15 protein-coding genes are annotated in these 17,936 nt (G+C 68.2%); 14 read left to right on the top strand and 1 reads right to left on the bottom strand.

The features are described from left to right. Nucleotides 1-240: 240 nt before the first annotated feature. Nucleotides 241-4,035, bottom strand: a complete 3,795-nt coding sequence (locus tag DB30_RS07390; protein WP_052547277.1) for a hypothetical protein — start codon at nucleotides 4,033-4,035, stop codon at nucleotides 241-243. A 342-nt stretch (nucleotides 4,036-4,377) separates the two neighbouring features. Between DB30_RS07390 and DB30_RS07385 the strand changes: the two genes are divergently transcribed. From DB30_RS07385 to DB30_RS07320, 14 genes are all read left to right on the top strand, one after another. Beyond that, nucleotides 4,378-5,115 (top strand): YceD family protein, encoded by a 738-nt coding sequence (locus DB30_RS07385; protein ID WP_052547276.1) that lies wholly within the window; start codon nucleotides 4,378-4,380, stop codon nucleotides 5,113-5,115. Nucleotides 5,116-5,188: 73 nt separating this feature from the next. Continuing rightward, nucleotides 5,189-5,374 carry a 50S ribosomal protein L32 gene (rpmF, locus tag DB30_RS07380; protein WP_052547275.1) on the top strand — a complete coding sequence of 62 codons (186 nt, stop codon included), beginning with the start codon at nucleotides 5,189-5,191 and terminating at the stop codon, nucleotides 5,372-5,374. 496 nt (nucleotides 5,375-5,870) lie between these two features. Beyond that, nucleotides 5,871-6,953 (top strand): phosphate acyltransferase PlsX, encoded by a 1,083-nt coding sequence (gene plsX, locus DB30_RS07375; RefSeq protein ID WP_052547274.1) that lies wholly within the window; start codon nucleotides 5,871-5,873, stop codon nucleotides 6,951-6,953. A gap of 4 nt (nucleotides 6,954-6,957) precedes the next feature. Beyond that, entirely contained in the window at nucleotides 6,958-7,902 is a 945-nt protein-coding gene (gene fabD, locus DB30_RS07370; RefSeq protein WP_052547273.1) for an ACP S-malonyltransferase, read from the top strand. 272 nt (nucleotides 7,903-8,174) lie between these two features. After that, a complete protein-coding gene (locus tag DB30_RS07365) occupies nucleotides 8,175-8,966 on the top strand; it encodes a 3-oxoacyl-ACP reductase family protein (RefSeq protein WP_052547310.1) in 792 nt (263 codons plus the stop codon). A gap of 50 nt (nucleotides 8,967-9,016) precedes the next feature. Further along, nucleotides 9,017-9,271 (top strand): acyl carrier protein, encoded by a 255-nt coding sequence (gene acpP, locus DB30_RS07360; protein WP_052547272.1) that lies wholly within the window; start codon nucleotides 9,017-9,019, stop codon nucleotides 9,269-9,271. Between the two features lie 133 nt (nucleotides 9,272-9,404). After that, nucleotides 9,405-10,646: a beta-ketoacyl-ACP synthase II gene (gene fabF, locus DB30_RS07355; RefSeq protein WP_146658223.1), complete on the top strand. Its 1,242-nt coding sequence runs from the start codon at nucleotides 9,405-9,407 to the stop codon at nucleotides 10,644-10,646. Between the two features lie 110 nt (nucleotides 10,647-10,756). Continuing rightward, nucleotides 10,757-11,233 (top strand): ribose 5-phosphate isomerase B, encoded by a 477-nt coding sequence (gene rpiB, locus DB30_RS07350; protein ID WP_052547270.1) that lies wholly within the window; start codon nucleotides 10,757-10,759, stop codon nucleotides 11,231-11,233. 6 nt (nucleotides 11,234-11,239) lie between these two features. Next, nucleotides 11,240-11,872, top strand: coding sequence for a transcriptional regulator NrdR (gene nrdR / locus DB30_RS07345; RefSeq protein WP_052547269.1), 633 nt, complete (start codon nucleotides 11,240-11,242; stop codon nucleotides 11,870-11,872). 2 nt (nucleotides 11,873-11,874) lie between these two features. Then, nucleotides 11,875-12,957: a bifunctional diaminohydroxyphosphoribosylaminopyrimidine deaminase/5-amino-6-(5-phosphoribosylamino)uracil reductase RibD gene (gene ribD, locus DB30_RS07340; RefSeq protein WP_052547268.1), complete on the top strand. Its 1,083-nt coding sequence runs from the start codon at nucleotides 11,875-11,877 to the stop codon at nucleotides 12,955-12,957. 100 nt (nucleotides 12,958-13,057) lie between these two features. Next, nucleotides 13,058-13,720 carry a riboflavin synthase gene (locus DB30_RS07335; protein WP_146658222.1) on the top strand — a complete coding sequence of 221 codons (663 nt, stop codon included), beginning with the start codon at nucleotides 13,058-13,060 and terminating at the stop codon, nucleotides 13,718-13,720. Continuing rightward, nucleotides 13,717-14,865 (top strand): 3,4-dihydroxy-2-butanone-4-phosphate synthase, encoded by a 1,149-nt coding sequence (gene ribB / locus DB30_RS07330; RefSeq protein WP_052547266.1) that lies wholly within the window; start codon nucleotides 13,717-13,719, stop codon nucleotides 14,863-14,865. The genes DB30_RS07335 and ribB overlap by 4 nt, the downstream gene beginning before the upstream one ends. Before the next feature lie 253 nt (nucleotides 14,866-15,118). Next, nucleotides 15,119-16,489, top strand: a complete 1,371-nt coding sequence (gene coaBC / locus DB30_RS07325) for a bifunctional phosphopantothenoylcysteine decarboxylase/phosphopantothenate--cysteine ligase CoaBC (protein WP_146658221.1) — start codon at nucleotides 15,119-15,121, stop codon at nucleotides 16,487-16,489. Then, nucleotides 16,486-17,610: a uracil-DNA glycosylase gene (locus DB30_RS07320; RefSeq protein ID WP_240480182.1), complete on the top strand. Its 1,125-nt coding sequence runs from the start codon at nucleotides 16,486-16,488 to the stop codon at nucleotides 17,608-17,610. Before coaBC ends, DB30_RS07320 begins: the two co-directional genes overlap by 4 nt. Nucleotides 17,611-17,936 lie beyond the last annotated feature (326 nt).

Genomic DNA, 17,936 nt, shown 5'->3' with positions numbered 1-17,936 from the left:
ACCGATCGAGCGCGACGAGAGATCCCGCGAGTGTCCCGCTACAGGCGGATGTTCTGGAGATCACCACGCATGTCACTGGCGACCGCGAACGGACGAGAGCCCGCATCCGGGCTCAGACGTGTTCGCCAGGACGGGGCGCCGCGACCGTTTCGCTGCAGGCGCACGCGCCAGCGCGAGGCGCCCAGCAGCTCGACGTGAAGTCGAGCCTGGGCACCCTCGCCCGAGCAGAGGACCGCTCGCTCAGATCGCCGCGCCGAGGTACGCGGCTTCGATCGCGTCGTTGCGCGCGGCTTCGTCGTTGGTGGACTTGTCCGGGCTGCCGCCCCGACGACCACGTTGCCGTTGCTTGCGAGGCGCGAGGGGCTTCGGCGCGAGCTTGATCTTCGCGCCGAACAGCCACAGGTAGCGCTGACCGTCCTCGTTGCCGCCGCCAACGATCCAAAACAGCGCGCGCCAGTGCAGGGCAGGGGGCTGGCCCTCGGCTTCGCGGCGCCAGGTGCCGAGCCCCGGGCCGACCATGTGCCCGACCCGATCGTCGGTCTCGCGTCGCGCATAGATGAACGGCAGGATCTGGGTCTTCGTCCCCCGCTCGGGCAGCCGCACGTCGTACCAAACGAAGCCGCCGATCGTGACGCGCCGCTTGGGGTTGTCGAAGTGCCACAGCAACGGGAACTGCACCGCGTTGTTGTGCTTTTCGTTGCGGTGCTGCAGGTACAGACCGGGCATCACCGCGGTCCAAGCCTCGCCCTTGGCCATGTTGTTGTCGCGGACGTAGAGCGGCAGCAGCCAGTGCAGGCGCCGCTGCTTGTAGCTGTCTTGCAGGAAGAACACTGGCGGCACGACGGCCGTGCTGACCTTGTGCGGGCGCTTGAACTGCCAGACCAGCAGCGTCGACTGCCACCAGCTCCGGTCCTCGTTGTGGCGACCGACGTACAGCGGGGGCAGCACCCACGTCGTGCTGATGTCCTTGTAGGGCTTGCCGTCTTGGCCCTTGCGGTAGCCCTTGTGGTAGGCGATCAGCGGCCACAAGAAAGTGGTGTGCTGCTCGTTGGTGACCTTGCGGTAGATCAACGGCGCGTACCAGCTCACCTGCTTGCCAGGCTTTTGCGCGACGCCGGCGAGCGGCGTGAAGAACTTCCAGCCGTCGGGGCTCTTGTCCCACAGGTACAGCGCCCCGGCCGAGTGGGTCGTGCGTCCGTGGCCGTCGTGGCCGTAGAAGAACAGCGGGAAGCTGCCCCACAGGGTGTAGCGATCCGCGGGGTCGTCGTCGGCCTGGAACCCGCCCTTTTGATAGCGGAACAGCAGCGGGACCACGCCGGTGAACCGGTAGTTCTTGCCGAGCCGGTGGATGTCGTAGAACAGCGGGACGGCGAGGCCGGCCTTGGTGAAGTCGTTCTTGCGGTGGACGCCGACCATGACCGGGAACGCCATCCAGACCCTGCGGTTGGCCTGCACGCGGTCGAACCAGATCGGTAGCGCGACGCTGGTGCGCGTGCGCTTGACCTTGTCCTCGAGGCTGACGATCAGCGGCGGGACCACCAGCAGCCGACGCTTGCTCGAGTCTTCCCAGTAGCTCAGCGGACCGAGCCCGGTGATCAGCTTGTCGCGCTGCAGCCGGTGATAGAACGGCCCGGCGACCAAGGTGTGGGTGTGGCGGGTGCGGTCGCGGGACCAGACGAAGAAGAAGCTCGCGTCGAGGTCGACGCCACCTGGCTGGCGCTGACCAAAGTACAGCGGCACGATCGCCAGGTTGTTGCGCGGGTTGTCGCCGCGGATCCGCCCCCGCCAGACCAGCGGCGACCAGATGTCGAGGTCGCGCTCGGGCCGACGGTCACGCAGGAACAGCGGGAACACGCTGGTCGTCGCGCCGACGAGCTTGCCGCTCGCGTCGCGGCGGTTCTCGTGGTGGATCAAGGGCAGCAAGCCGCCGCCGCTGCGCTGGATGCCGGCCTCGTCGGTTGACTCGCGCTTGAACCCGTAGGCCAGCGCGCCCAGCCACGCGGTGCCATCGGGCCCACGCAGCGCGCCGCCGAGCGGGCTCACGTGCAAGGTCCGGTCGCCACGCTCGCGCCGATAGTAAAGCGGGAACAGCACCGAGTCGCGCTGCTTCAGGGCGACCGAGCCGGGGCCCGCGTCGATCTGGCGCTGGACATCCCACGCGATCAGGCCAGCCCCGATCACCCGCGAGTCAGGTGACTTGGTCCGCACGAACAGCGGCGAGATCGTGCGTTGGGTCTGGGTCAGCTTGTCTTCGACGTGGCCGAACAACAGCCCGGGGATCACGGCGTAGCGGTAGCGCTCGTCGTTGGCGGCGAAGAACACTGGCGGCAGCCCAGCGCGAAAACCCTCGGCCCGCTTTTGCACGTACAAAGGCGGCACCACCCAGGTGTCGTGCTGGTTGGCGCTGTCGCGGTCGCGGTAGTGCCAAAACAGCGGCGTCACGACCTGATGGCTCTTGCTGCCGTCGCGGCCCGTGAACGTGAGCAGCGGCGGGATCCCAAACCGAGCGCGGTCGACGTCCTGCTCGACGCGCTTGCTGCGATAGACCAGCGGCCCAACGCCCCAGGCGCTGCGGCGCGCGATCGGATCGACGCTGCCGGTGCCCGCGGGATCGTTGTTGGCGAACCGCCAGAACAGGCCACCGAGCACGAACTGGCGACTGCGCAGCTGCGAGTGGTGGACGAAGCTCAGCAGCGGCAACGACCCGCCACCGCCGCCGCCTTCGGCCTTGTCGCGCCAGTACGAGAGCGCGAGCGTGTGAACGCTGAGCTTGGTCGGGCTGCGCTTCCAGACGGCGAGCGGGGCGATCACGTTGACGGAGGTCTTGGCGCGGCGGTCGACGAAGCGCCACCAGACCGGGGCTGCCCACGAGATCGCCTGCTGGGGATCCTGGAGGTGTCCGCCGAGCGGCGTGACCCAGGTGTTGCGGTCGCGGACCCGATCGCGGTGGTGCCAGAGCAACGGCGTCAACGCCATCAACTCACGCTCGGGGTTGCGATCGCGGAAGCTCAACAACAAGGGCAGCGCCCACGCGCTGCGGCCCCGCGCGACGTCGGTCCGACGGATCCACGGGATCGTCCACAGCTCCTTGCGGTTGCCGAACTCGCGGCTCTCCCAGTGCACAAAAGGAAGGATGGTCCGGTGGGTCAGGCCGTTCGCCAGGTTCTTGCCACCAAAGTAGAGCGGGCTGGCGTCGATCGTCTTGAGCCCGCGCTGGAACCTGAAGAAGATCGGCGCGAACACGAAGTGGCGGCGATCGTTGTCGACGGTGTCGTCGTCGAGGTTGCGGCTGCCGTACCAGGCCAAGAAGCCCGAGACTCCAAACACCTGATCGGGCGTCTTCTTGCGGAAGTGGACCGGGAACACGAACAGGTTCTTGACGTGGCGGTTGCCCCACCACCACACGAACGGAAACTGACCAAAGTTGAACTGCTCGCCGACGCGGCGGTAGCCCATCAACAAGGGCATCGCCGTCCACACCGTCTTGTGCTCCGAGAACCCGCCGAAGAACAGCACCAGCGGGTTCATCCACCGCTGCTTGCGGCGGCTCTTGGCGTAGTAGGCGATCGTCAGGCTCAGATCGACGTGCGCCAAGGTCTCGGGGTGACCGGGCTTGGGCTGGCGATGGAAGTACAGCGGCGGCAGCGTCAGCGCGGTGGTCTTGTGCGTGTTGTAGTCGCGCTCGAGCCAAAATGGCGGGATCGTTCGCTTGCTCTGCAGCTCGGGGACCGTGAGCTCGAGCGTGGCGGGATCGGTGCCGCGTCCGCGAGGTTGCTCGAGCAGGTCGTCGTCCTCGTCTTCTGCTTGCGGATCTTGCTGAGGATCTTGCTGGGGCTGGGTCGGCCTGACGGGGATCGTCGCGCCGGGGCCGGCGGCTGGCGGGGCGGCGAGCGGGACGAGCGATCCGCCCGTCGGGTTGAACGGCCCGGAGGCCGAGAGCGGGCCGCCGATGCTCAGCGGTCCGCGGGACCAGGGGGGCTCGCCAGCGCGGGCTTCGCCGGGCCACGCCACCGCGACGGCAGCGACGATCGCCACTACCAGCCCGAGCAGACGGGCTTCGAGAGTGCGGGGGGCCGCCAAAGTCGAGCCGGAATGGCCACTGGCGCGGAGGTCGGTTCGGGGGCGCTGGCTCATCGAGATGCGGGCCGCTCTGGACAGCGTTGGACGGGCAGGGCGCACCAACGGCGGCGATGGTGACGACTTGCACGACTGGCGGGGCCAGCGTGCGCTGCGATGTCCGGCTGAAGTCGCGCGAGGGTATGCGAAGCCTCGGGCCAGGGCCAGACGGGCGAGACTGGGCGCGGAAACCGCTGCGTCAGCAACCATCGCGCACCCCTTGTCGGGCGCGGACCCGTGTACTAGACACGCCCGTTCGAAATGGCCCCCCGAAAACACCAGCGAACCGGACGAGCGTCCGGTGATCCCCAGGACGGGCAGCCGGCAGCCGGCGTCGCGGCCCTGCGGATCGACCTCGAGCAACTCGAGCTCGGGCCGCAGCCGCTCGAGGCCCAGATCCCCGCAGCATGGATCGCCTCGGTGCTCGCCGAGACAGACGCGATCGTCTCAGAGACCGACGGCGGCGGGATCGCCCGGCTCGAGCTGATGTTGCAGACCGATCGCACCTTGCTCGTCCGCGGTCAGCTCGAGCTTCGCTACCTGGTCCCGTGCGCGCGCTGCCTCGAGCCCGCGCCCGTCGATGTTGGCGGCGAGCTCGGGGATCTGTGCGTGACTTTCGTCCCCGCGGACCGCGTGCGCAGCTGGGCAGAGTTCTCCGGCGAGCCCGGCCAAGAAGACGAGATCGAGCCGCTCGAGACCTCCGAACTCGACGAGATCGGCTACCAGGGCACCACGGTCGACCTGTGCGCGCTCGTGTCAGAGCAGCTCTTGCTGGCCTATCCAATGCGCGCGCTGTGTAGTCGCGGCGAGGCCTGTCGGGGCCTGTGCATGCGCTGTGGCACCGAACTCAATTCCACTGTGTCCGACAGCGAGGCCGCGGCCAGCTGTCCAAAATGTGGCCTGCGCCTGCTGCCAGACGGCAGCGCGGCCGACGACGAGACCCCGGATTCGCCATGGAAGCGGGCGTTAGCCAAGGTCAAGTCCGAAGAAGACCTGTGAGCCAACTCCGGCGCACGGGCTTTCATCTCTCCTCCAAACCATCCACACTCCGCCTCCACCTGGACTCCACGTCATGGCTGTACCGAAGAAACGCAAGTCCAAATCTCGTCGCGACATGCGTCGGGCCAATCACGATCGCCGGACTGCACCGGTGCTCTCGCCCTGTTCCAACTGTGGAGAGCTGATGCTGAGCCATCGGGTCTGCCCGGCCTGCGGGTTCTACAAGGGCCGCGAAGTCATCGCTGTCGAGCGGGATTAGTTTTTACCCCCCCGGGGCGGCTTCGCACTACGCGGTCACTCGCTGCGCTCGCTCCCAAGGGGGCAGTGTTTGCGTGGGTATGATTGGCCCCTTAGAAGGGGGCTTGGCTGGTTTTTACCCCCACAGGCGGCTTCGCACTACGCGGTCACTCGCTGCGCTCGCTCCCAAGGGGCGTTTGTATGCGGGGGTATGATTGGCCCCCTAGAAGGGGGCTTGGCTGGTTTTTACCCCCACAGGCGGCTTCGCACTACGCGGTCACTCGCTGCGCTCGCTCCCAAGGGGGCGTTTGTTTGCGGGGGCATGATTGGCCCCCTAGAAGGGGGCATGATTGGCCCCCTAGAAGGGGGCTTGGATCGTGTGCTGGCCGCTGGTTGTTACCCCCCACAGGCGGCTTCGCACTACGCGGTCACTCGCTGCGCTCGCGCCCAAGGGGCGTTTGCTTGCGGGGGGGCATTTGTTTGCAGGCATCTCGATTGGGTGACCGCGGGCGGGCGTCATGGGGCAGGGTCGACAGCTTCGCGTTGGGCTTGACGGGTTCGGATCGGACCGTCGGCCCGATCCCGAGATCGAGGCGGCGGTCCGAGCCGCCGAGGCTGGGATCGAGGTCGAGCTCGTCGGTGATCGAGCCGTCCTCGCGGCGAAGTTGTCCGAGCTGTCGACGCGCGCCGCGGGGATCCACCTCGCGCACGCGTCGACGCAGATCGAAATGGACGAGAGTCCGGCTCGGGCGGTTCGCGCCAAGCCCGACGCCTCGCTGTGTGTAGCGATCGATCGGCTCGCCGCGGGCCACGTCGACGCGGTGGTCTCGGCTGGCAACTCGGGGGCGCTGCTCGCGGCTGCGCTGATGCGGCTCGGTCGCGTCGCGGGGGTGGATCGTCCGGCGATCGCCACCAGCTTTCCCCGCGTGCCGGCTCACGCGGGGCATACGGTCCTGCTCGACGCGGGCGCCAACGTCCAGTGCAAGGTGATCAACTTGGTCCAGTTCGCGGTGATCGGCGCCGCGTTTTCACGGGTGCAAAGTGGGATCGATCGGCCCCGGGTGGGTGTGCTCGCAAACGGCACCGAGGTCGCCAAGGGCACGGCGCTCACCCGTGGGGTTCACGAGATCCTCTCGCACGATCTGGCCTCGCGGTCCGAGGCGTTCGAGTTCATCGGCTATGTCGAACCTGGCCAGCTGTTCGCGGACAGCTGCGATGTCGCGGTCACCGACGGGTGGACGGGGAACGTCGTGCTCAAGCTGGCCGAGGCGGCGATGCTCGCGTGGCCGACGATGTTGCGCGCCGAGCTGGCGGGCTCGGCGTCGGTGGACGCGGTCCAGGGTGAACGCCGGATCGCGGATGCGATCGAGCCCGCGCTGCAGGGTGTTGCGCGGCGTCTCGACCCGGAGGCTCACGGCGGCGCGCCGCTGCTTGGGGTCGACGGCGCCGTGATGATTTGCCACGGTGCTGCGACGTCGCGGGCGCTTCTCAACGCACTGCTCGCGGCCCAGCGCTTCGCCACAGGCGGCCTGACCCAGGCCGTGGCCAGCGCGATCCAAGGCCACGCCGAGCTGTTCGAACTGGCCCGCAACCTCCACTAGACCCATGAACACCGAGCAAGTCGTGAGCACCACTGCCTTCATGTTCCCCGGACAGGGCACCCAGACGCTCGGCATGGGCCGCGCGCTCGCACGCGAGTACCCCGAAGCGCGGCTCGTGTTCGAAGAGGCCGACGAGGCGCTGGGCGAGTCGCTGTCAAAGCTGTGCTTCGAGGGCCCCGAAGCTGATCTCCAGCAGACCGAACACACCCAGCCGGCGATCCTCACCACCTCGATCGCCGCCTTGCGGGTGCTCGAGGCCCGCACGGACATCCGGCCCAAGCTCGCGCTTGGCCACAGCCTGGGCGAGATCTCGGCGCTGGTCGCCGTCGGTAGCATTCGGTTTTGGACGGCCGTTCGTCTCGCTCGCCTGCGCGGCCAAGCGATGCAGGAGGCGGTGCCCACCGGCGGGTCGATGGCGGCGATCATCGGCCTGCCGATCGAGCAGGTCGAGGCCATGTGCCAGGAGGCCAGCATCAACGGCGAGATCGTCAGCCCGGCGAACTTGAACGGCGCCAACCAGATCGTGGTTGCCGGTCACCACGACGCGGTCGAGCGGATCTCGGATCTCGCCCACGACGCCGAAGGTCGCGCCATCTCGCTCAAGGTCAGCGCCCCGTTCCACTGCGCGCTGATGCAGCCCGCGGCCGAGCGGCTGACCGAGTGGCTCGAGAAGGTCGACATTGCGCCGATGCGGGCGCCGGTGATCAGCTGCGTCGACGCCGAGCCGATCAACGACACGGATCGGGTCCGTGGGTTGCTCGTGGCTCAAGTCACGCATCGGGTTCGCTGGGAGGAATCCGTGCGAAAGGCACTGCACATGGGCTGCGAACGCGCGGTCGAACTGGGCAACGGCAACGTGCTTCGGGGTCTGCTGCGGCGGATCGATCGTGGCTTCAAAGTCTACAGCCTCGGCGAGCCGGCCGACGTCGACAAGCTCCCGAAGTCTTGAGCCCGCTGGTTGGGCCAGGTGTTGGAGCCCCCGGTCGCGCTGTGTTGCGCAGGACCCCGTGCCTGCTCGCAGCGGTCGTGTGTGCTCGACGGGCTGCCCGAGTCATGCGCGAGGGTGTGGCCGGCTCCAGCAGGCGTTCGCGTTAGGCGAGCGAGCCGCTCTGCCGGAGCGGGTCGGGCTGTGACAGTGCGTGCGCGGTGCGTTGGAGGCGTTGCGCTTCGTCGCGGTTCGTGAGCTTCGAAGCGATCGAGGGCCTGGGCAGTGATGCATCGATGCGATACACGTCTGGCGCCGTGACGGCCCTACCGCCATCGCTATCCCTGACTGACCGCGTCGCGCTAGTGACGGGGGCCTCGCGTGGTATTGGCCGTGCGATCGCTGCAACCCTCGCCGCTCGCGGAGCGACCGTGGGTGTCAACTACGCGAGCAACGAGGCCGCGGCGGTCGCCCTGTGTGACGAGATCATCGCGGCCGGCGGCAAGGCGATCGCGGTCGGCTTCGACGTCGCCGACGAGGACGCCGTCGCAGCGGGGGTCAAGCGCGTCACCGACGAGCTCGGTGGGCTGCACATCCTCGTCAACAACGCCGGCATCTCGATCGACGGGCTGCTGATGCGAGCCAAGCAAGAAGATCTGCGGCGCACCCTCGCGGTCAACCTCGAGGGCGCCGTGTACTGCTGCAAGGCCGCCGCCCGGTACCTGCTCAAGGCCAAGGACGCTGGGCGCATCATCAACGTCTCGAGCGTCGTCGGCGAGACCGGCAACGGCGGGCAGTCGATGTACGCGGCGTCCAAAGCTGGGCTGCTGGGGCTGACCAAGTCGCTGGCCCAAGAGCTCGCCGGTCGTCGCGTCACCGTCAACGCCGTCAGCCCAGGCTTCATCGAGACCGACATGACCGACGCCGCGCTGCAGGGCGACGCCCGCGAGCAGCTGCTGGCCAAGATCCCCCTGCGCCGAATTGGCGCGGCGACCGAGGTCGCCGAGGCCGTCGCGTGGCTGGCCTCGCCGGCCGCCGCCTACGTCACCGGCCACGTGCTGCGTGTCAACGGCGGACTCGCAATGTGAATCCCAAACCCCGAAGCAACCACCTTCGACAACAACGAGCGAATCCAGACATGTCCGACGCAAGCCCCGACCCCATCCTCGACAAGATCAAAGGGATCATCGCCGAGCAGCTCGACGTCCCCGAAACCGACGTCTCCCCCGAGAAGAGCTTCACCGACGATCTCCAGGCCGACTCGCTCGCGATCGTCGAGCTGGTCCTCGCCCTGGAGGAAGAGTTCGGCATCAAGATCCCGGACGACAAGGTCGACAGCATCAAGACCGTCGGCGACGCCGTTCAGTACATCAAGCGGAACAACGACGGCTGAACGACCGATCGCGCGTCGCTACCGATCTCCCGTAGCGACGGCGCTGCGATCGTCAGTCAGTTAGTCATGGCGCACCCAGCTCTTGCGGGTGCCTGCCAAATTAGTCAGGGATAGCCAAGACAACGAGGCACACGTGGCAGAGCGCAAAGTAGCCGTCACTGGAACCGCCATGATCACCCCGCTCGGGCTCGACACCGAGCAAACCTGGGAGGCGGTGATCGCCGGCCGCAGCGGCGTGGGTCCAATCACCAAGTTCGACGCGAGCGATCTGCCCACGCGGATCGCAGCTGAAGTTCGTGATTTCGAGCCGACCAAGTACTTCTCCAAGAAGTACACCCGGCAGATGGACACCTTCATCCAGTACGCGGTCGCGGCCTCGTACATGGCACTGGAGGACGCTGGCCTGCACGAGGACCGGCCTCCGGCCGAGCGCACGGGGGTCTACGTTGGCTCGGGCCTCGGCGGGATCACGACGATTGAAGCCACGCACCTCGCCATGCGCGAGAAGGGCTGGCGTCACGGCATCAGCCCGTACTTCGTCCCGGCGCTGATCATCAACCTCGCGGGCGGGCAGATCTCGATCTTCCAGGGCTTCAAGGGCCCGCTCATGAGTCACGTGTCCGCGTGCTCCACCGCCGCGCACTCGATCGGCGAGGCCTACCTCGCGATCCGCTACGGCCGCGCCGACGTCATGATCGCCGGCGGCACCGAGTCGACGATCACCGCCTTGAGCGTGGGTGGCTTCGCGGCCGCCCGGGCGTTGAGCAAGAACAACGAAGAGCCGACCAAGGCGTCGCGACCGTTCACAAAGAGCCGCGATGGCTTCGTGATGGGCGAGGGCTGCGGGCTGTTGGTCCTCGAGGACATGGACCGCGCCAAGGCGCGCGGGGCCAAGATCATCGCCGAGATCGTGGGCTACGGGGCCAACTCCGACGCGCATCACGTGACCGCGCCAAGCCCCAACGGCGAGGGCGCGCAGGCGTGCATCCGCCTGACACTCGAGGACGCTGGCATCAGCGGCGACGCGATCGGCTACGTCAACGCGCACGGCACCTCGACCGGGGCCGACACGGTGGAGTCCCAGGCGATCCGCCAGGTGTTTGGGGCCCACGCCGACAAGCTGCAGGTCTCGTCGACCAAGTCCATGCACGCGCACCTGCTCGGGGCCGCGGGCTCTGTGGAGGGCGCGCTGTGCTGTCTCGCGCTCTCGCGCGGGGTGCTGCCGCCCACGATCAACCTCGACGACCCCGATCCGAGCTGCGACCTCGACTACATTCCGCATCAAGCCAGGCGGGTCGAGGTCGAATACGCGCTGTCGAACAGCTTTGGGTTTGGTGGCACGAACGCCTGCCTGCTGTTCAAGCGCACCCCCTGAGACTCCCAGCAGTGCGCGCGGCGGGCGATCGTTGGCTGCCCCGCGCTCGGCTGGAACACGGCCTGTAAATCGGGCCCGCGCCGGTCAACCGGATCGGGTACAAATCAGGCATGCGGTTCCACGTCGGGAGCGACCACGGCGGCGTCATGCTGCTCGATGTCCTGGTGGCAGAGCTCGCCCAGTGGGGCCTGCCGGTGCTCAGCCGCTCGGGTCCCGCCGTGGCCAGCGAGCGCGTCGACTATCCCAACATCGCCGTGCAGGTCTGCCAGCGGGTGCTGCAGGACCGACAGGGCCAAGCCGCGGACGTGTTTGGGCTGTTGGTGTGCGGGACCGGCCAAGGCATGGCGATGACCGCCAACAAGATCCCAGGCATTCGCGCGGGGGTGGTGGCCGACGTGTTCAGCGCCCAGATGGTTCGGGCCCACAACAACGCCAACGTGTTGTGTCTTGGCGAACGGGTGACCGGTGTCGGCCTGGCCAAGCTGCTGCTGCGCGGGTTCATCGACGCAACGTTCGAAGGTGGGCGCCACCTCAACCGGGTGGAGCTGATCGGATCGCTGACCCGGCCGGTTGGGGAGGGGAGCTGATCCACGGTGGAGTGCCCGGTCTGTGGCGGACGCAACACCAAGGTGGTCGACTCGCGCGACAGTCGCGACGGCGTCCGCAGGCGGCGGGTGTGCAACGAGTGTGGGCATCGCTTCACCACACGCGAGCGGATCGACGAGACCCTACCGATCGTGCTCAAGCGCACTGGTGAGCGCCAACCATTCGATCGCAGCAAGATCCGTCGCGGCTTGGACATCGCCTGTCGCAAGCGTGGCATCCCATCCGACGCGCTCGATCGCATCGTCACGCAGATCGAGACGTGGGCATCGACGCGAGGCGATCGTGAGCTCAGCTCCGAGGCGCTGGGCGAGCGGATCATGCATCATCTCTACGCGCTCGATCAGGTCGCGTATGTCCGGTTCGTCTCCGTGTACCGCAGCTTCGATACCATCGACGAGTTCGAGCACCTCCTGCGAGAGATGCAAAAGGCCGAGCGGGTCAACATCGAAGGGCAGCGGACCTTGTTTCCCGAGCTGGGATCGGACGCAGACGACGGCATGAGCGAGGCATCGACGCCGCTGCCCCACAGGCGCAAGTCACCGCAAAACCAAGCTGAAGACGCGGCATCCGGCGGCCTGCCGGCTGACAGCGCGGCCCCAGCGAGCGCTGGAGGGGACTGATCGTGAGCGACGTCCAGTGGATGCGCGAGGCGCTGCGCGTGGCCAACTCGGGGACCGGCGCGACCTACCCCAACCCGTGCGTGGGCGCCGTGGTCGTCAAGCGTGGTCGCGTGCTGGGCAAGGCGCGGTCGGACGTGACAGGGGGGGCGCACGCCGAAGTCCGCGCGCTGGCCATGGCTGGCCGCGCAGCCAAGGGGGCGACCCTGTACGTGACGCTCGAGCCTTGCAACCACCGCGGCCGCACGCCGCCTTGCGTCGACGCGATCCTTGGCGCCGGGGTCGCGCGCGTCGTCGTGGCGATCGAAGATCCTGCGCCACACGTGGCCGGCGCAGGGCTTCGTCGGTTGCAGGATCATGGCGTCACGGTCGAGCTCGGGCTGCTCGCCGAGCGGGCCCGCGAGGTCCACCGCCACTATCTGCACCACGTCGCCCGGGGCCGACCCTTCGTCACGCTCAAGTGCGCGACGTCGATCGACGGCTGCATCGCGACGGCGAGCGGCGACAGCAAGTGGATCACCGGTGCGCCCGCGCGCCGCAGCGGTCACCGTCTGCGGGCGCAGCACCACGCGATCGCTGTCGGCGCCGCGACGGTGCTGGCGGACGACCCGGGCCTCGACGTTCGGTTGGTGCGGGGGGTGAGCCCAGATCCGGTTGTGTTCGATCCCCGCCTGCGGGTGGCCAGCGCCGGGCGTCCGCTCCAGCTGCTGCGGCCTGGGGTCTTGTACCTGCACACCGAGCGGGCTTCCAAGCGCGCCCGCGCGGCGTTGGCCAAGGCGGGCGCCGAGGCGCTCGAGCTGCCCGCGACCGCTCGCGGTGGCGTCGACATCGAGGCCGCGCTCGACCGGCTCGGCGACCGGGGCGTGCGCTCGCTGATGGTCGAGGGTGGTGGCCGGTTGCTCGGTGCGTTCGTGGCCGCGCGCGCGTGGCAAGAGCTGTGGATGTATCGCGCGCCGCTCGTGCTTGGTGAAGGGCGTCCGGCGATCGCGGGCGTGGGGTGGACCAGCGTCGGCGACGCGCCGCGGCTCGAGCTCTTGCGTACGCGCACGCTCGGGGCCGACCAGCTGTGTGTCTACGCTCCACTGTAACTACGGCTGGAACTACGGCTGGAACTACGGCCGGAAACACCGCGTGTGAGCTGAGCCCGAACCGTGCTTTCTGCCCGCGCCGGGGTGCTATACCCCGCCGGTGTTCACCGGTTTGGTGCAGACCACTGGCTGTGTCCGCGAACTTGGCCACAGCCCCCAGAGCCGACGCGTCGTCATCGCGACCCAGCTCGCGCCAGCTGACCGCGTGATCGGGGCCAGCGTGTGCGTGTCTGGGGTCTGTCTGACCGTGACTGAGTCGAGCGAGGGGCAGTTCGCCGCGGACGTGGCGTTCGAGACCTTGGCGGTCACGACCCTCGGGGCGCTCGAGCCTGGGTCGGTCGTCAACCTCGAGCCTTCGCTGCGGCTTGGCGACGCGCTCGGTGGCCACCTCGTCAGCGGTCACGTCGACGGCGTCGGGCATCTGCGCAGCGTCGAGGCCCGCGGGGACGCCCGGGAGTGCTGGTTTTGGGCACCGGAGCCGCTGCGCCGCTACATCGCCGTCAAAGGATCGATCGTTGTCGATGGCGTCAGCCTCACGGTCAACCAGGTCGACGAGGTTGGATTCATGGTCGGGCTGATCCCCCACACGTTGGCGGTCACGACCCTCGGGCGCTCGATCGAGCAGCACCGTGACCAACCAAACCAGCCGGACCAGCCGGGGCACAGGGTCAACCTCGAGGTCGACATGCTCGCGCGCTACGTCGAGCGCCTCTTACAATTTTCCCAGTCATCGAACCCCTCCAGCGAACAGGTGCAGCCGTGATCAAGCAATCTCATCCTTTCGAGCGAGTCGAGCACGCGATCGATGTCGTGCGTCGCGGCGGCATGGTCATCATGGTCGATGACGAAGACCGCGAGAACGAGGGCGACCTCGTGATCGCAGCGCAGCACTGCGACGCCAACGCCGTCAACTTCATGACCAAGCATGGGCGCGGGCTGATCTGTCTGTCGCTGATGTCCGATCGGATCGAGCAGCTCGGCCTGCGAATGATGGTCCCGACCGATCCCGGCAGCATGGGCACCGCGTTCACGGTCTCGATCGAGGCCCGGCGCGGCGTGACCACGGGGATCTCGGCGGGTGATCGGGCCGAGACAATTCGGGTCGCGTGCGATCCCAAGTTCGGCGCGGAAGACATCGTCAGCCCCGGCCACATCTTCCCGCTGCGCGCCCAGGGGGGCGGGGTCTTGGTCCGCTCGGGTCACACCGAAGGTTCGGTCGATCTATCCCGCCTCGCCGGCTGCTCGGCGGCCGGGGTGATCTGCGAGATCATGCGCGACGACGGCGAGATGGCGCGCATGGATGACCTCGAGGCCTTCGGCCGCGAGCACGGCCTGCCGATCGTGTGCATCGCCGACTTGATCGAGTATCGGCTGCAGCGGGAGTCCTTGATCGAGGAGATCGCCGCCGCGCCGTTCGAGTCGCAGATCCTGGGCATCGCCGAGAGCGACGGCTGGACCATGCGCAGCTATCGATCGTTGGTCCGCCCCGTCAGTCGGTTCGTGACGCTCAGCAAGGGCGAGATCGACGACAGCGCGCCGGTCATGCTCCGCGCCCAGCGTGCCCAGCTGATCGGCGACGTGTTTGGGTTTGGCGACGACTCGGCGACGCGGATGCGATCGGCGCTGGCGCGGATCGACGAAGCGGGCCGCGGCGTGTTCTTGTATGTGCTCGGCGGTCCCGGTCACGAGGTCACCGAGGCGCTGGACCTGCAGGGTGTTCGGGGTCGCGCGCCGGCCTCGCCTGGGCTGCGGCCGCGCGAGTCGGGATTTCGGGAGTTCGGACTTGGCGCGCAGGTGCTCAAGCACATGGGCGTCAAGGCGATCCGCGTGCTGACAGACAACCCGCGCAAGATCGTCGGGCTCGAGGGCTTCGGGATCGAAGTCGTCGGCAGCGTCCCGCTTGGCTAGTACCCTGCCGCAGTGAATTTGATGGTTTGAGGCTAGTTCCTGACGCCCCTGGCTTTGTCGCTCGTCAGTCGAGTGTGCCCGACACACGGCAGTGTCGCAGCTCCTGGCGGTACGCCCGGTACAGCGTCGTCGCCGCTCCTCGCCCTTGGGCCTCCTCAGCTCCGGACCGAACCCGGAACGGACTCGGGGTGTGCGGCACCAACAGCTCGAGGGGCCCGAGCTGAACCCAGCCGGATCCCCTACACTGCGAACGATGACTTCGCTGCCCGCAGTGAACCAGTCTAAGGAGGCGTCCGCGAGCGCCCGAGCTGAAGCCACTCGGGTCGTGCTGATCGTGGCGGGTGGGATCGCGGCCTACAAGGCCCCGGATCTGGTTCGCAAATTGATCGCCGTGGGCTGTGAGGTGCAGGTCGTGACCACGCCGGCCGCGTCGGCGTTTTGTACCGAGCTCTCGCTTGCGACCGTGAGCGGTCGCCCTGTCCGTCAGAGCTTGCTCGACGCCGCCGAGGAGGGGCGGGTCGGTCACATCGAGATCGCCGACTGGGCCGAGCTCGTGTTGGTCGCGCCCGCCACCGCCGACATCATGGCCCGCGCGGCGGCGGGTGTCGCCAACGATCTCGCAACCACGATCCTGCTGGCTACGCGCGCGCCGGTGCTGTGGGCGCCCGCGATGAACTCGAACATGTGGTCGCACCCAGCGACGCAGGCCAACCTCGAGCTGTTGCGCGCGCGCGGAGCTGCGTTCGTGGGTCCAGATCGGGGCGAGCTCGCGTGCGGGTGGATCGGCGAGGGTCGCATGATCGATCCGCCGACGATCGCCGCGGCTGCGCGGGCGCTCGTCGATCGCCAACCCCACCCCGATCTTCGATCGCGCGCGAGCCAGGATGCGCGGACCAGCTGGGCCGGTCGCAAGCTGGTCGTCACCGCTGGGCCCACGCGTGCCTACCTCGATCCGGTCCGCTTCATCAGCAACGCGTCGACGGGGGCGATGGGGTTTGCGATCGCGCGCGCGGCCGCCGAGCGCGGCGCCGAGGTCGTGCTGGTCGCGGGGCCGGTCGCGCTAGAGACCCCGCCCGGGGTTCAACGGGTCGACGTCGAGACCGGCGCGCAGATGCTCGAAGCCTGCGAAGACACGCTTCAGGACGCAAACGTCGACCTCGTGGCGATGGTCGCCGCAGTCGCTGATCTGATCCCGGCTGAGCCTTCGCCGGGCAAGCTGGGAAAGGACCGCGTGCTCGAGTCGTTCTTGGCGATGCGCTGGCGGGCAGAGGTCGATATCCTGGCGACCTTGACCTCGCGCCACCAGCCTCGCACGCGGTTTTTGGGGTTCGCTGCCCAGACCGTGGATGCCTCAGCTCGCGCCAACGATGACGAACGGGTGAGCGCCGAGCTGCGCCGACTTGGGCAAGCGAAGCTCGAGCGCAAGGGCTGTGATGCGTTGTTCGTCAATCGCGTCGGGGTCCCGGGGGTCGGGTTTGGCAGCCCGACCAACGCGGGGCTCATGCTGTTCGCCGAGGGTGGCGAGCCCGTCGACGCTGGCGGCCCCCGGCCCAAGCTGGCGCTCGCCGAGTGGATGCTCGATCAGCTCGCGGCGCGTTGGTGGCCGGGCGAGGGGGGATCGTGAGCACCGCCGAGAGCGAGGTCGAGGCGCTCGCGCGGGCGTTTGCTCGCCACCTCGAGCACCTACGCGAGTTCCGAGGCGTCCACTACGTCGGCGCCGCCCACATGCCGGATACGACCGCGGACGACGATGATCGAGATCATGATCTCGAACTCGCCGCCGCCGACACGATCGCGCAGTCTCCCGCGCCGCCAGCACGTGAGGACTCGAGCCCGCCGCGATATCCGAGCCACGCAGAGCCACGCAGCGTCGCCCGGGACGCGGGGCCCAGCGTCGCCCGGGACCCAGGTCCTCACAGCGTGGCCCGAGACGCAGGTCCTCACAGCGTGGCCCGAGACGCGGGCCCCCACGTCCCGCGAGACATGGGCCCCAGCGTCCCGCGAGACATGGGGCATCCTGGTCCGGCCGCCGCTCGCGGTCCCGCGGCGCGAGCAGCCACGAGCGCGCGACCTAGCGCCGCCGCGCGGGGCGAAGAGTGGCCCGCGGCCAAGAAGCTCGCCTATCTGCGCGAGCGCAACGTTGGCGATTGCCATCGCTGCCCGCTGGCGGCCACCCGCCAAAATATCGTGTTCGGGGTCGGAGATCCCGAGGCCGAATTGATGTTCGTGGGTGAGGCCCCCGGTGCCGACGAGGACCGGCTTGGCGAACCCTTCGTCGGGGTCGCGGGGCAGCGCCTCGATCGCTGGCTCGCGCAGCTCGGGCTTGGGCGCGACCGCGTCTACATCGCCAATGTCCTCAAGTGTCGGCCGCCTGGAAACCGTGATCCTCACCCCATGGAGATCGATCGTTGCTCGCCGTTCTTGCACGCGCAGATCAGGGCGATCGAGCCCAAGGTCATCGTCGCGCTCGGTCGGTTCGCGGGGTGTCTGCTGCTTGGTGGCGACGCGCCGCTGTACAAGATGCGTGGGCAGCCCCAGCGGTACCGCGAGCCCAAGACGGGCGTCGAGATCCCCGTCGTGGTGACCTACCACCCGTCTTACGTGATCAGGACCGAGCGCAAGGCGAGCGGCGGTCGAGGACCACGGCCACAAACAGATCGTGGCGGCGCGATCAAGTCCGAAGACCAAAAAGTTCTCGATGATCTCGAGCGTGCGGTCTCACTCGCGCGTGCACAAAAGGTCTAGGAGCGGGTCAGCAAAGATCGCAGCTCGGGTTGCAAGCGCGGGCCAACGGCTGCGCCAAAAACCAAGCGAGGCCGCAACCCAAGCGGTTCACTGCGGGCAGCGAACAGTCTCGATCTGCGGAGCCGTCCGCACGCCTCGCCCGAGCCGAGAATGGGCATCGTCTGCAGAAGCGAGAAGCCACGCACGGGCTGAACACAATCAGTCCAGTCGCCGCCCGACCCGGCGACCGATACAACCGATACAGCGGACAAAATCTAGGTGCCCAACAAGCGAGGATGTTGACTCCCAGAGTCCTCGCCCCTAGAGTGGCGAGCCTCGTCCCGGTC

Source organism: Enhygromyxa salina (assembly GCF_000737335.2).
Taxonomy (GTDB): Bacteria; Myxococcota_A; Polyangia; order Nannocystales; family Nannocystaceae; genus Plesiocystis; species Plesiocystis salina_C.
Note: the sequence above shows the minus strand (reverse complement) of the source record. Positions and strands in the feature narration are given on the sequence as shown.